This is a genomic window from Streptomyces sp. NPDC048411 (assembly GCF_040704695.1).
Lineage (GTDB): Bacteria > Actinomycetota > Actinomycetes > Streptomycetales > Streptomycetaceae > Streptomyces.
Genome location: NZ_JBEZKL010000030.1, coordinates 21,801 through 35,049, shown reverse-complemented (window position 1 = coordinate 35,049; position 13,249 = coordinate 21,801). Strand labels below are relative to the sequence as shown.

At 69.2% G+C, this 13,249-nt stretch carries 10 protein-coding genes; 1 reads left to right on the top strand and 9 read right to left on the bottom strand.

The window, feature by feature from the left end; genetic code table 11:
- Window positions 1–26: 26 nt before the first annotated feature.
- From AB0915_RS13880 to dnaK, 7 genes are read right to left on the bottom strand one after another with little or no spacing between them, the layout of a single operon-like run.
- A complete protein-coding gene (locus AB0915_RS13880) occupies window positions 27–290 on the bottom strand; it encodes a UBP-type zinc finger domain-containing protein (RefSeq protein ID WP_366691293.1) in 264 nt (87 codons plus the stop codon).
- 18 nt (window positions 291–308) lie between these two features.
- Window positions 309–764, bottom strand: coding sequence for a thioredoxin (gene trxA / locus AB0915_RS13875; protein WP_366691292.1), 456 nt, complete (start codon window positions 762–764; stop codon window positions 309–311).
- The gene (gene clpB / locus AB0915_RS13870) at window positions 761–3,388 is read right to left on the bottom strand and encodes an ATP-dependent chaperone ClpB (protein ID WP_366691291.1); all 2,628 of its coding nucleotides are present in this window, start codon (window positions 3,386–3,388) and stop codon (window positions 761–763) included. Before clpB ends, trxA begins: the two co-directional genes overlap by 4 nt.
- Window positions 3,379–3,762: a chaperone modulator CbpM gene (locus AB0915_RS13865; protein WP_366691290.1), complete on the bottom strand. Its 384-nt coding sequence runs from the start codon at window positions 3,760–3,762 to the stop codon at window positions 3,379–3,381. The genes clpB and AB0915_RS13865 overlap by 10 nt, the downstream gene beginning before the upstream one ends.
- Window positions 3,759–4,733 (bottom strand): DnaJ C-terminal domain-containing protein, encoded by a 975-nt coding sequence (locus AB0915_RS13860; protein WP_366691289.1) that lies wholly within the window; start codon window positions 4,731–4,733, stop codon window positions 3,759–3,761. Before AB0915_RS13860 ends, AB0915_RS13865 begins: the two co-directional genes overlap by 4 nt.
- Window positions 4,734–4,739: 6 nt before the next feature.
- The gene (locus AB0915_RS13855; RefSeq protein ID WP_366691288.1) at window positions 4,740–5,267 is read right to left on the bottom strand and encodes a nucleotide exchange factor GrpE; all 528 of its coding nucleotides are present in this window, start codon (window positions 5,265–5,267) and stop codon (window positions 4,740–4,742) included.
- 9 nt (window positions 5,268–5,276) lie between these two features.
- Window positions 5,277–7,169 carry a molecular chaperone DnaK gene (gene dnaK, locus AB0915_RS13850; protein WP_366691287.1) on the bottom strand — a complete coding sequence of 631 codons (1,893 nt, stop codon included), beginning with the start codon at window positions 7,167–7,169 and terminating at the stop codon, window positions 5,277–5,279.
- Window positions 7,170–7,418: 249 nt separating this feature from the next.
- Between dnaK and AB0915_RS13845 the strand changes: the two genes are divergently transcribed.
- Complete coding sequence (locus AB0915_RS13845; protein ID WP_366691286.1) at window positions 7,419–9,239, top strand: helix-turn-helix domain-containing protein; 1,821 nt, start codon at window positions 7,419–7,421, stop codon at window positions 9,237–9,239.
- 70 nt (window positions 9,240–9,309) lie between these two features.
- Here the strand turns inward: AB0915_RS13845 and AB0915_RS13840 are convergent, their stop codons facing one another.
- Entirely contained in the window at window positions 9,310–10,596 is a 1,287-nt protein-coding gene (locus AB0915_RS13840) for a hypothetical protein (RefSeq protein ID WP_366691285.1), read from the bottom strand.
- A gap of 107 nt (window positions 10,597–10,703) precedes the next feature.
- Window positions 10,704–12,746, bottom strand: coding sequence for a transglycosylase domain-containing protein (locus AB0915_RS13835; protein WP_366691284.1), 2,043 nt, complete (start codon window positions 12,744–12,746; stop codon window positions 10,704–10,706).
- Between the last annotated feature and the right edge of the window lie 503 nt (window positions 12,747–13,249).

Below are 13,249 nucleotides of genomic sequence, written 5' to 3'. Positions count from 1 at the left end.
TGGGGTGGAGATGAGGGCGGGAGAGCTCAGACCATGGCTTCGTGGACGAAACACCAGCGCCAGTCCTCACCGGGCTCGAAGGACTGCACGATGGGATGTCCGGTCGTGGCGGCATGTCCGCGGGCATGGCGCATCGGGGAGGAGTCGCAGCATCCGACATGGCCACAGGTGAGACAGAGCCGCAGATGGATCCAGGAGGAACCGAGGCGCAAGCATTCCTCGCACCCCTGCGGGGTCCTGGCGGTGACGGGTCGGACCAGTGAGATGTGTGGGTCGGGCGGGGTGGTCATCGCGGCCTCCAGGGTCGGTCAGGCGGGCCGGGCGCTGTCCGTCAGTGCCCGCTCCACCCACTGGCGCAGCACCGGGGCGGGCGCGGCGCCGGCCTGGCGGGCGATGGTCCGGCCCTGGTCGAGGACCAGCAGAGTGGGGACGGCCTGGACCTCGAAGCGCCGGGCGAGCGCCGGTGACTTGTCGATGTCGACCTTCACCAGTTTGATCCGGCCGGCCAGGTCGTCGGCGACCTTCTCCAGAGCGGGGCTGACCATCCGGCACGGGCCGCACCAGGTGGCCCAGAGATCGACGAGGACCGGCAGACCGGCCTGCTCGGCGACGGTTCCGAAGTCGGAGTCCCCCGCTTCGGCGATCCAGGGCAGCGGAGCTCGGCAGTTGCCGCACCGGGGGCGGCCCTGCGCGGCGGCGGGGACACGGTTCATCTTGCCGCAGGTGCCGCAGCGGGCGGTGTGACCGACCGGGGAGGCGCTCATGACGACTCCTTCGGCTCGTCCCGGAGCGTGAAGGCCAGTTCGTCGTCCTGGGCGTCGACCAGGATCGTCACGCCCTCGGTCGCCTCGCCGCTGAGCAGCGCGCGGCCGATCCTGGTCTCGACCTCGTGGGAGATGAAGCGGCGCAGCGGACGCGCGCCGTAGACCGGGTCGTAGCCTTCGGCGGCGATGAGACGGCGGGCCTGTTCGGTGAGGACGAGGGAGATGCGCTGGTCGGCGAGGCGACGGCGCAGCTCGTCGAGGAGCAGGTCGACGATGCGTTCGATCTGCGCCAGGCCGAGCGGGTGGAAGAGGACGATGTCGTCGACACGGTTGAGGAATTCGGGGCGGAAGTGGCTGTTGAGTTCGCTCATCACGAGTTCCCGTACCTCGGGCTTGATCTCGCCGGCGTCGGTGGCGTCCTCGAGCAGGTACGGGGAGCCGAGGTTCGAGGTCATGATGACGACCGTGTTGCGGAAGTCGACGGTTCGCCCCTGGGCGTCGGTGATCCTGCCGTCGTCCAGGACCTGGAGCAGCGTGTTGAACACGTCGGCGTGGGCCTTCTCGATCTCGTCGAAAAGGACGACGGAGTACGGCTTGCGGCGCACCGCCTCGGTGAGCTGGCCGCCCTCCTCGTAGCCGACGTATCCGGGCGGTGCGCCCACGAGGCGGCTCACGGTGTGCCTCTCCTGGTACTCGCTCATGTCGAGGCGGATCATGTTGCTCTCACTGTCGAAGAGTGCGGCGGCGAGGGTCTTGGCCAGCTCGGTCTTTCCGACGCCCGTGGGGCCCAGGAAGATGAACGAGCCGATCGGCCGGCGTGGGTCGCGCACTCCGGACCTGGCCCGGATCACCGCGTCGGCGACCAGCTGTACGGCCTCGTCCTGGCCGATGACCCGCTCGCGCAGGATCTCGTCCAGGCGCAGCAGTTTCTGCCGTTCGCCTTCCTGGAGCCGAGTGACGGGGATACCGGTCCAGGCGGAGACGATCTCGGCGATCTCCTCGGCGGTGACCACCTCGCGCAGCAGCCGTGTCTCGCCCTGCTTGACGGCGAGTTGCTCCTCTTCGGCGGCAAGGCGGCGTTCGAGCTCGCTGATGGTGCCGTAGCGCAGCTGGGCGGCGCGGTTGAGGTCGTAGGCGCGTTCGGCCTCCTCGGCCTCCTGCCGGGCGCGTTCCAGTTCCTGACGCAGTTCCTGGACGCGGCGGATGGCCTGGCGTTCGGCCTCCCACTGGGCATGCTTGGCGTCCGCCTCGCCCCGCAGGTCGGCCAGTTCACGGCGCAGGTCGTCCAGGCGGGCACGGCTTGCCGGGTCGGTCTCCTCGGCCAGGGCCGCCTCCTCGATCTCCAGCCGGGTCACCCGACGGGTGAGTTCGTCCAGTTCGGCCGGCATGGAGTCGATCTCGGTGCGCAGCCGCGCGCACGCCTCGTCGACCAGGTCGATGGCCTTGTCGGGGAGGAAGCGGTCGCTGATGTAGCGGTGGCTGAGGGTGGCGGCGGCGACCAGCGCGCCGTCCTGGATCTTGACGCCGTGGAAGATCTCCAGGCGCTCGCGGATACCCCGCAGGATGGAGATCGCGTCCTCGACGGTCGGCTCGTCCACGAGGACGGTCTGGAAACGGCGTTCCAGAGCGGCATCGGACTCGATGCGCTTGCGGTACTCCTCCACTGTGGTGGCGCCGATCATGTGCAGTTCACCGCGGGCCAGCATCGGCTTGAGCATGTTGCCCGCGTCCATGGCGCCCTCGGCGGCGCCGGCACCGACGACGGTGTGCAGCTCGTCGACGAAGAGCAGGATCGAGCCCTCGGCACCCTTGACCTCCGCCAGGACGGCCTTGAGGCGCTCCTCGAACTCGCCGCGGTACTTGGCTCCGGCCACCAGCGACCCCATGTCGAGCGAGAACACCGTCTTCTCCCGCAGCCCCTCCGGTACGTCGCCGCGCACGATCCGCTGAGCCAGACCCTCGACGATGGCGGTCTTGCCGACGCCGGGTTCACCGATCAGGACCGGGTTGTTCTTCGTCTTGCGGCTGAGGATCTGGATCACCCGGCGGATCTCTGCGTCCCGGCCGATCACCGGGTCGAGCCGACCGGTGCGCGCCTCCACGACCAGGTCTCGGCCGTACTTCTCCAGAGCCTCGTAGGCGGCTTCCGGGTTCGCGGAAGTGACCCTCTGGTGGCCACGCACCTGGGTGAGGGCGGCGAGGAAGGTGTCCTTGGTGATGCCCTGTTCGGCGAGCCGGCGGCCGGCGGCGGTGGCCGATCCCTCGTCCACCAGAGCCATGACCAGGTGCTCGGTCGAGACGTATTCGTCCTTGAGGCGTTTGGCCTCCTGCTCCGCCGTGTCGAGCAAGCGGGCGAGGCGCTGGGTGATCATCACCTGGCCGGGGGCGGCGCCCGGTCCTGTGGTGCGCGGGCGCTTGGCGAGATCGGCTTCGACGGCGCCCCGCAGCGCGGCCGGGTCGGCGCCGGCGCCGCCGAGCAGCCGGATCGTCAGGCCGTCCTGCTGGTCGAGCAGCGCCAGCAGCAGATGCTCCCCGTCGACCTCGTTCTGGCCGAGCCGCACCGCCACGCTCTGCGCTTCCTGAAGCGCTTCCTGGGACTTCTGCGTGAGGCGGTTCATGTCCATGACGTTCGCTCCTCGGCGGCTCGTTGGCTGCGCCGCAGCGCCCTCTCCAGATGATCGATACGGTCGAGCAGGTCCAGTACGACCCCGACGGCCGCGTAGTTGAGCGACAGACCGGTCCGCAGTCGCTGCACGCGGGCGATGGCCGACGGTGCGGTGGTACGGAACCACAGTCGCCCGTGGGCGTCCCGCTCGGCGTCCAGCAGCCCGAGGGCTACGAAGCGGCGGACCAGGTCGGGCGAGAGGCCGCTGCGTCGGGCGACACCGGCCAGGGACAGTTCGTAGGGAGTGATCCGGCAGATCCGGACCAGCGGATACTGGGCGGCGGCACGGCCGTGCGCGGCGTCTTCGGCGGGAGAACGCTGATCGTCACTCATGCCTGCTTCCTTGGGTCGAAGGTCGAGACCCCGGCCAGCTCCTCGAACAACTCGCGTTCGCGTGGGCTCGGCGACGAGGGCACGATCACCTGGATCTCTGCGTAGAGATCACCGGCGGAGCCTTTGGGGTGGGGCATTCCCTCCCCGCGCAGCCGCAGCCGCCGGCCGGTCGAGGTGCCCGGGGGGACGTGGACCTTCGCGGTGCCGCCGGGGCCGGTGACCGGCACGGTCGCTCCCAGGACGGCCTCCCAGGGAGTGACCGGCAGATCGACGTGGATGTCGCGACCGGTGAGCCGGTACCGGGGGTGGGGGGCGATCCGGACCACGAGGTAGAGGTCCCCCGCGGCGCCTTGACCGCGGCCCCGGCCTCCCTCCCCCGCGAGCCGGATGCGCTGCCCGTCGACGACACCCGCGGGGATGTTCACGTCATAGCTGCGCTCCACGTCCGGGCCACCCAGGGTGATCTTCCGCCGGCCGCCACGGTAGGCCTCTTCCACGGTGAGGGTGAGCTCGGCCTCCTGGTCGGCGCCTGGTACCGGCCCCGGCCCGCGGCCCGTCCGGCCGCCGAACACACCGCCGAAGAGGTCCTCGAAGTCGAAGCCGGCGGTGTCGAAGTCTCCTTCCGTCCAGACCCGGGCACCTCCGCGGCCCGCGCCCCGGCCCCCCTGGAAGGGTCCGCCGCGGTACGCTCCGGCTCCGGCCCCGCGGAAGCCCTGTGCTGCCGCGACCCGCTGGTCGTAGTCCGCCGGGATCTGCCGGAAGTCGGCGCCGAACCGGTCGTACCTGGCCCGGGTACCGGGGTCGGAGAGGACTCCGTACGCCTCGTTGATCTCCTTGAAGCGCTCCTCGGCGGCCGGATCCTTGTTGACATCCGGGTGGTGACGCCGGGCCAGGGTGCGGAATGCCTGTTGGATCTCGGCCGCGTCGGCGGTCCGGGGGACGCCCAGCACCTCGTAGTAGTCGCGTGCCATGGCGGGTTACTCCTGCTTTCGGCTGACCGCTACCGCCGCCGGTCGCAGTTGGCGGTCGGGGTCGCCGTAGCCGGGGCGCAGCACCTTGACGACGGTTCCCGGGGCGGTGTCCGGGTCCTCGACCACGGAGACCACCTCGTGCAGCACGGGATCGAAGGGGACACCGGTCTCGTCGTTGCGCGGATAGCCGAGGCCTCTCAGGACGTCCAAAGCCTGATCGCGTACCGCCTGAACACCCCGGACGATCGTTTCGGGGTCCGCGTCGGCGTGGGCGAGGGCCAGCTCGAGGTTGTCGACGACCGGGAGCCAGGCGGCCGTGGCCCTGGCTCGTTCCCCCTCCAGCTCCCGGTGGCGGTCGCGGGCATACCTCTTGCGAAGGTTGTCCAGATCGGCGAGGGCTCGCCGCCACCGGTCCTCCAGCTCCTCGGCGTCGAGGGCCGACGGGCCCTGCGGTGCGGGTGCCTCTTCCGGCGGATGCTCCGTCCACGTCCGGGCTGCGTCATCGGCGGGAGGTGCCTGGTCATGTTCCGACATCACGCCACCTCAGCCCCGGTCGAACTCGGCGTCGATGACGTCGTCGTCGCCACCGGAGGGCCTGCCCGAGGCGGACGTCGCGCCCTGGTCCGCGGTCTGTGCCGCCGCGGCGGAGTGGGTGGCCAGTGCGGCGTAGATCTGCTGGAGTTCGGAGTTGAGGGCGCGGGCGCGCTCCACCGGCGCCTCCTCCTTGACGGCGGTACGCGCCTCCTCGATGACCATGTCGGCGCGGGCGCGCTCGTGCTGCGGCGCGGCGTCACCGAGTTCTCCCAGCCGGCGCTCCACCTGGTACGCGGCGGCGTCGAGTTCGTTACGGGCGTCGACGGCCTGGCGCAGCGCCTGGTCGGCGGTGCGGTGGCGCTCGGCCTCCTCGATCATCCGGTCGACCTCGGCCTGGTCGAGGTTGGATCCCTCGCTGATCGTGATCGACTGTTCGGCTCCGGTGTCCTTGTCCTTGGCGCCGACCTTGAGGATGCCGTTGGCGTCGATGTCGAAGGTGACTTCGATCTGGGTCTCCCCGCGGGGGGCGGGCCTGAGGTTCTCCAGCCTGAAGCGGCCCAGCACCCTGTTGTCGGCCGCCAGTTCGCGTTCGCCCTGGAGCACCACGATGTCGACGGCCGGCTGGTTGTCCTCGGCCGTGGAGAAGACCTCGGACCGTCGGGCGGGGATGGTGGTGTTCCGCTCGATGATCTTCGTCATGACGCCGCCCGCGGTCTCCACGCCCAGCGAGAGCGGGGTGACGTCCAGCAGGAGGACGTCCTTGACCTCGCCCTTGAGCACCCCGGCCTGAACGGCGGCGCCCAGCGCCACCACCTCGTCCGGATTGACGCTCATGTTGGGGTCCTTGCCGCCGGTCAGGCGCCGTACCAGAGCCTGCACGGCCGGGATGCGCGTCGAGCCGCCGACCAGGATGACCTCGTCGATGTCGTTGTCGCTGATCTTCGCGTCGCCCATCGCCTGCTTGACCGGGGCCAGGCAGCGCTCCACCAGATCCGCAGTGATCTGTTCGAAGGTGGAACGGCGGACGGTCTCGGTGAGGTGTTTGGGCCCGGAGGCATCCGCCGTGACGAACGGCAGACTCACCTGGGTCTGGGTGACCGAACTCAGTTCGGTCTTCGCCTTCTCGGCCGCCTCGAATAGGCGCTGCAGGGCCTGCGGGTCCTTGCGCAGGTCGATGCCCTCGGTCTTCTGGAACGCGTCCGCCAGATAGTCCACCAGGCGGCGGTCGAAGTCGTCGCCGCCCAGATGGGAGTCGCCGGCCGTGGACCGTACCTCCACCACGCCGTCGCCGACGTCGAGGATGCTGACATCGAAGGTGCCACCGCCGAGGTCGAAGACCAGGACCGTCTCATGGCCCTTCTTGTCCAGACCGTAGGCCAGAGCTGCGGCGGTCGGCTCGTTGATGATCCGCAGAACCTCCAGGCCGGCGATCTTTCCAGCGTCCTTCGTGGCCTGTCGCTGAGCGTCGTTGAAGTAGGCGGGTACGGTGATGACAGCCTCTGTCACCCGCTCTCCGAGCGACTTCCCCGCGTCCTCGGCCAGCTTGCGCAGCACCTGCGCACTGATCTCCTCCGGCGCGTACTGCTTGCCGTTCACCTCGAAGCGGGCCACCCCGCCCGATCCCTCGACCACGTCGAAGGAGACCGCCTTGGCCTCCTCGGGGACCTCGTCGCAGCGACGGCCGATGAACCGCTTCGCGGAGGTGATGGTGCCCTTGGGGTTGAGGATCGACTGCCGGCGTGCCAGCTGTCCGACCAGCCGCTCGCCGGTGTCGGTGAAGGCGACCACCGAGGGGGTGGTCCTGGCTCCCTCGGCATTCGGGATCACGGTGGGCTCACCGCCCTCCCAGACCGCGATGACCGAGTTGGTGGTGCCGAGGTCGATACCTACTGCCTTGGCCATGGGATTCTCCTCCGTCGCGGCACTGACCGAACGCCGCGGCTGCCGGGATCACCGTCCCGCTCGCGGCCACACATGGGGAAAGGGTGGCTCGGTGGCGCACGCGTTTCCCTGCCCCGGCAGGACCAATCCGGGCAGGCCCGCCCGTCCCGCGAGGTCAGGGAGTGGCAGGGCCAATTGAGGTGGCCCGGCGCCGGACGGCGTAGCGTGAAAGGCGGAGAGCTGCTGTGTCGAGACACGAATGGATCTCCGATGGATGCTGTCCGCTCCGGATCATCGACGGTGTGTGCGGTGCGCCCGATCCCGCAGCGCTGGGCCGGCCGGCACACGTTCCTCCGTCTCACCACGGCGATGTTCGACGCCACCGACGAACGTGAGGTGGTGTGGTCGGCCTTGGCGGCGATCGCCGTCACCGGGCCGTTCGCGGCAGAAGCGGCCTATGCGGCTCACCACGGCGTCGCCCAGCGGTGTCGCCCGTGTTCCGCGGCCGGCTCCGGTCGTTCCCGGCCGGGCATCCTCGCAGTGAACGCCACGGCGGCCGAGCACGCCGTGGCGGACGACGACCCGACGGCCACCGACGGCGTCGACCGGTGGATCGGTGCGCTGGAGGGCCGCAGCGGGCGGTGGGACGACCAGGACGGCCACTGCTTGTGGGCCTTGGCGCTGCGCCACCGCGGGCGATGTCTCGGCTACCTCGTCGTTCGGATATTGGACACCCCCTCGGCCGAGGAGACCGCCGACGCCGAGCTGCTCGCCCGGCAGGCCGCAGCCGCACTCGCGGGACTGAGCCGGCCATGGGAGAAGCCCGCCCATGCCGAGAGGGAACAGTGGCCGACGGCGGAGGAACCCGGACCTGGGGTCGATCTCAGCGCCACCGTGTCCGCCCTGTCGTACCAGAACGCCTTCCACCGAGCTCTCACCCGTGTCGGGGCCTCCGGCAAGGGTGAGAAGGGGATGCTCCAGGCCCTGCACGATCACACGGGGTTCTCCGCACTGACCGAGGATCCCTTCGGCAATCTGCGGGCGTGGGCAGGCCCCGGCCACGGCGGACCGCGCCCCGGATCGGCGAACCGGCCCCGGGACGAGCTGCTGCGGCAGGTGCGGCGCCGGCAGGGCGCCGTCCGCGACCGGGACAGACTGGTCGTCCCCATCGAGGCGGCGGGCGACCTGCTCGGACTGGTCGCCCTGGTGGACCCCGACCGACGTGCGGGGAAGCTGGACACCGCGGCTCTGGAGGAGACGGGCCTGGCCCTCGCCCCCGAGCTCTCCCACGAACGCGCTCTCGCCGAGCTGGAGCCGAGCCTGCGCCACGACCTGGTCGAAAGACTGATCTCAGGTGAGGCGACCGACGGCGTGTTCGTCCATGCGGCCGCACTCGGTCACGACCTGCACGGGCCGCACCGCATCGCCGTGCTGCAGTGGGACGGAGCAACGGAGGAGGTGACGCTGGGCGACGCCGTCGCGCGGGCGGCCGAGCACCTGGGACTGGATGTGCTCATCGGTGCCCGAGAAACCACCACGGTCGTCCTGGTGGCGGGTCCCGATCCCGGGGATGCCTTGTACCGAGCCGTCGCGCAGGACCTCGGCACGGCGGCTGGGGCCGTCGGCATCGGCAGCCGCTGCGACCTCTTCACCGAACTGCCCCACTCCTACGACGAGGCCGTCCGTGCTCTCACCGTACGGCGCAGATCTCCGGAACCGCACGGCAGCACCAGCTTCGAGGACATCGGCATCTGCCGCATGATGGGAACCGGGGACGGCGAACGGGAGACCGACCGCTTCGTCAGGGAATGGCTCGGAGCTCTTCTGGAGTACGACGCCCGACACCACACCGACATGGTCACCACGCTCTCGCGCTACCTGGAGAGCGGCGGCAGCTACGACACCACAGCCGACTTTCTCCAGATCCACCGAAGCACCGTGCGCTACCGCCTCCGGCGCATTCGCGAGATCACCGACCACGATCTCAGCGATGTCGAGACCCGGCTCAACCTGCACGTCGCCACTCGCATCCGCAACGTTCTGGGCAGACCGGGAACGGCACGAACATCGTCTCGTCAGACATCCCCTTGACTGCCATTCCGTGGTCACGCAGTGCTCGGCCGTGCGGCCTCGCGCAGAGTACCGGCGCGCCCGGCCTCCGCTACTGCTTCCAGCTCGGCGGCTGAGCAGGGTCGAGAGTCCGCCATTCGGCGAGCACCTTGGGGTCCTGTGCGTCGAGCCAGTCGGTCAGTTCGCGGAAGGACACACACCGCACCTCCTTCTGGGGGCAGACCTCCCGCATCACGTCCTCGACGGCGTCCATGTAGATCCCGCCGTTCCAGCTCTCGAAGTGGTTCCCGATGAACATCGGGGCGCGGCTGCCGTGCAGCACCCGCTCGAATCCGGCGAGGTACGCGTCCCGGGTCTCCTTTCGCCAGTGCTGGTACTTCGCGGGATCGCCCTCGGTGCTGCCCTCCGACTGGTTGTAGAGGAAGTTGAAGTCCATGGAGAGAACCTGGAATTCCTTGCCCGGGAAGGGAAGCATCTGCAACGGGAGATCCCAGATGCCGTTCTTCTTCGACGGCCAGATCTGGAAGTCCCCCGGCGAGCTCGCGTCGTAACGCCATCCGAAGTCCTTGATCGCGGGAAGCAGGGTCTTCTGGCCCTCAAGACAAGGAGCCCGTCCGCCGACGACCTCGCGGGTGGGGTCGAACGGAAGCGGATCGAGATCCTTGTCACCGGTGTTGGTCTTCCAGTTCTGCACGAAGGAGTAGAACTCGTCGATCTCCTGGGTCCACTCCGCCGTGCTCCAGTCACCGCCCCCCTTCTTGCCGCAGAAATGGCCGTTGAAGTGGGATCCGATCTCGTGTCCGTCCTTCCAGGCCCGGCCGAGCTGGTCCAGCGTCATGCGGATGTGCTTACGTGTCGGGTACGAGATGGCTGCGGAGCCGGCCTTGTGCTGGGGCGGCAGATACAGGCTGCTTCGGTCCTTCGGAAGCAGGTACATGCCGGTGAGGAAGAACGTCATGTGCGCGTTGCTCTCCTTCGCCACCTTGCGGAATCGCGACATCATCCGATCGTCGCCCTCCAGCGCGCCGTCCCAGGAGAACACCACTAACTGCGGAGGTTTCTGACCCGGCTTGAGCCGCTCGGGCTTGAGCTGACCGGGCTGCGGGCCCGTGTAGGAGGTCGAGCCGTCTCCCAGGATCTTGACCTTCCCGTCCCATGTGTCGTCGTCGGCCTTCTTCCCGTCGGCGTGGTTCCGGCGGGCGGTGGGCTTCGGCGCGGCGGCGGTACTCGTGCTCCGCCCGGGCGTCTCCCCGTCGGACGGCTGCAGAAGTGCCGCGCAGGCCGATACGACGACGCATGCCGCGAGCCCCACGGCGACGCCGGGGGTCAGACGGGCCCGTATGCGCCGTACAACGGGTTGCGCCCGTATTCGCCGCACAGCGGGCTTGTCCCCTATCGCCGCGACGCGTTCCCGGAGAGTCGCGCGCGGCCCCCGTTGCCGGTCGGTGTGGTCTTCGGTGCGCGGCTGCCTGTGGTCTTGTTCCGTCACTTGGTCACAGCTTTCATGTACGTGGTCCAGATCTCGGCCGGGTAGGTCCTGCCGGACGCGGAGTCGCCCCCGAGTCCCTTGAGCGGGAGCGGCGCGAGACTCTTCGTCAGGTCCATGCGGTACAGAACGACAGCGGTGGATTCCTCCGGTGTGTATCCGACGTACCAGTGCGCGGTGAGATCCTCGGTCGTTCCCGACTTTCCGGAGAACGGCACGGTGGAGGACGCCCCGGAGGAGCCCTTTCCCTTCCCCGACCGTGAGAGGGCCGCGGTGACTTCGTCGGCCACGGCGGTTGTCATCGCGCGACCGGCCCGCAAGCGAGCGAGCCGGACCGGCTCGCCGTTGCGTGTGACCTTGCGCACCGAGTACGGATCGGTGTGCAGGCCGTGCGCCGCGAACGTTGTGTAGGCGCCGGCCATCCGTATGGCGCTCGGCGTGGAGTTGCCCATGGAGAACGCGGGAACGGGTGGCCCGAAGCTGGACGGGAGCAGCCCGGACGCCTCGGCGGTGCGACGGATCCGGTCCAGGCCCACGTCCATGCCGAGCTGGAGGAACGGTGAGTCCACGCCCTGTGCCATGGCGTCGTGCAGGCTGAGGCGACCGTAGGACCGGTTGCTCTCATTGTGGGCCTTGACCATCTTGCCGCTGCGGTCCCAGTAGGGGCCCTCCGGTGTCATGACCGGCACGCCGTCGTCACTGTCGTACGGCGTCGACGGCGTGACCGGGGTCCGAGGGCTGCCGCGCTCGACCGAGACTCCGTGTTCCAGGCCGGCTGCGTAGACGAACGGGGTGAAGGCCGAACCCGCCGGAACAGTGCCCGTGTTGGATTCGTTGAAGGCCTGCTTCTGGAAGTCCGGCCCGCCGTATACGGCGAGTATCCGGCCGTCCGGGGCGACGGAGGCGGCCCCGAACCGGGCGTGCCGGTCGGCCTTGCGTTGCTGGGGGTCGAGCGTGCCGCGTACGTCCTTCACGGCGCGGGTGAGCGCCGTCATCCGCGGCTTCTCGAACGTCGTGTAGATCTGGTATCCGCCGAGGTCGAAGCGGGCGTCGGAGATATGCCCCGCACGCTTGGCGTACGACTCGGCGAGCGCGACGAGATAGCCGTCCTGTACACCCGCGTTGTTCGGCTCGTGCGGCGACTTCGGCTCGGGAAAGGTGGTGTAGCGCGCCCGCTCGGCCGGGCTCAGCTTGCCGATCTTCACCATGCGGTCGAGCGTCCACCTCCAGCGCTCAACCGCGCGCTCCCGGTTGCGGGGATCGACCGCGGGATCGTAGAGCGAGGCCCCCTTGAGCAACGACGCGAGGAAAGCACCCTCGCTGGCGTTGAGTTGGGTGACCTCTTTGCCGTAGTACGCCTGCGAGGCCCGCTGCAGACCGTAGGTGCCGCGGCCGAACCAGCTGGTGTTCAGATACTCCTCGAGGATCTTGTCCTTGCTCACATGACGGTCCAGTTTGACCGCCAGAAGCATCTCGGTGAACTTGCGCGAGAAGGACTGGTCCTGCGAGAGATAGACATTCTTCACGTACTGCTGAGTGATGGTGGAGCCGCCCTGGGTGTCCCCTTCGCCGACCGTGCGCCACAGCGCGCGGGTGATTCCCTTGGCCGAAACGCCGTAGTCCGAATAGAAGTTGGCGTTCTCGGCTGCCAGCACGGCCCACCGAACATGCTCGGGAATCTTCGAGAGGGGCATTTCCTGGCGGCTCACCCACCCTGTACGCGCCATGGGTGAGCCGTCCGCCCAGTAGTAGACGGTGTCCTGTTGGGTGGCGAACGCGTTGAGGTCCTTGGGTATGTCGGTACGGGCGTAGGCGACACCCACCACAGTCGCCAGCAAGCCGGATAATGTCACGAATGAGGTCAGGACGAGCCGCCACGAGGGCACCCATCGTCGCCATCCCTGTCGGCCCGCCCGTGGGTAGTCGGGGCGGGAGAGCAGCCGCGAGCGTGGCCTGATCGCCTTCTTGCGGCGGGCCGTCCCGGGCAGCAGTGCCTTGAGCGCGGCTCGCGCCGTTGTGCTGAGAGTGTGGTGCTTCGTCATACCGTCCAGCCATGACAGGCCGGGGCGGCTCCGCAAACAACGGCCGCGCCCGTATACGTGAAGTGGTCATCCGCTTGTCCGTGCTCTGCCTCCACGCCCGCCCCGCCCGGGGCCTGGAGAACCTCTCCCCGCGCTCAGCGAGCGGGATGGCTCGGCTCGACCGGGTCGTCGCGCCTGTAGGGCCGGTGCCGTGACGAAGAGCGCGTTCTCACGCCCGACGGCGGCTTCCCCACCGGTGATAACGCGGGGCGCTGCGGGGTCGAGCCGGTGTAGGTCATGTGCATCCTCGGGTTCAGCCCACGGGGCAGCCGATCGGAAGAAACCACCCGGAGGACGGCCGCACGCGCTCCGTCCTCACCGACCTCACCGCATCAAAGGCCAAAGCGTGACTGAGAGTCGCGCCGCGAGGTCACGTAAAGATAACAGGCCGGGGAAGAAGCAACGCGCCCCGACGGAGGACCGGTGAACTCACACGGCTCCGCCGACGGCGGTCGGGCAGAACG

Coding starts and splice junctions, on each gene's coding strand:
- AB0915_RS13855 (WP_366691288.1), bottom strand. CDS start 5,267: ATGTCGGAACATGACCAGGCACCTCCCGCCGATGACGCAGCCCGGACG.
- AB0915_RS13865 (WP_366691290.1), bottom strand. CDS start 3,762: ATGAGTGACGATCAGCGTTCTCCCGCCGAAGACGCCGCGCACGGCCGT.
- AB0915_RS13835 (WP_366691284.1), bottom strand. CDS start 12,746: ATGACGAAGCACCACACTCTCAGCACAACGGCGCGAGCCGCGCTCAAG.
- trxA (WP_366691292.1), bottom strand. CDS start 764: ATGAGCGCCTCCCCGGTCGGTCACACCGCCCGCTGCGGCACCTGCGGC.
- dnaK (WP_366691287.1), bottom strand. CDS start 7,169: ATGGCCAAGGCAGTAGGTATCGACCTCGGCACCACCAACTCGGTCATC.
- AB0915_RS13845 (WP_366691286.1), top strand. CDS start 7,419: ATGGATGCTGTCCGCTCCGGATCATCGACGGTGTGTGCGGTGCGCCCG.
- AB0915_RS13860 (WP_366691289.1), bottom strand. CDS start 4,733: ATGGCACGCGACTACTACGAGGTGCTGGGCGTCCCCCGGACCGCCGAC.
- clpB (WP_366691291.1), bottom strand. CDS start 3,388: ATGGACATGAACCGCCTCACGCAGAAGTCCCAGGAAGCGCTTCAGGAA.
- AB0915_RS13880 (WP_366691293.1), bottom strand. CDS start 290: ATGACCACCCCGCCCGACCCACACATCTCACTGGTCCGACCCGTCACC.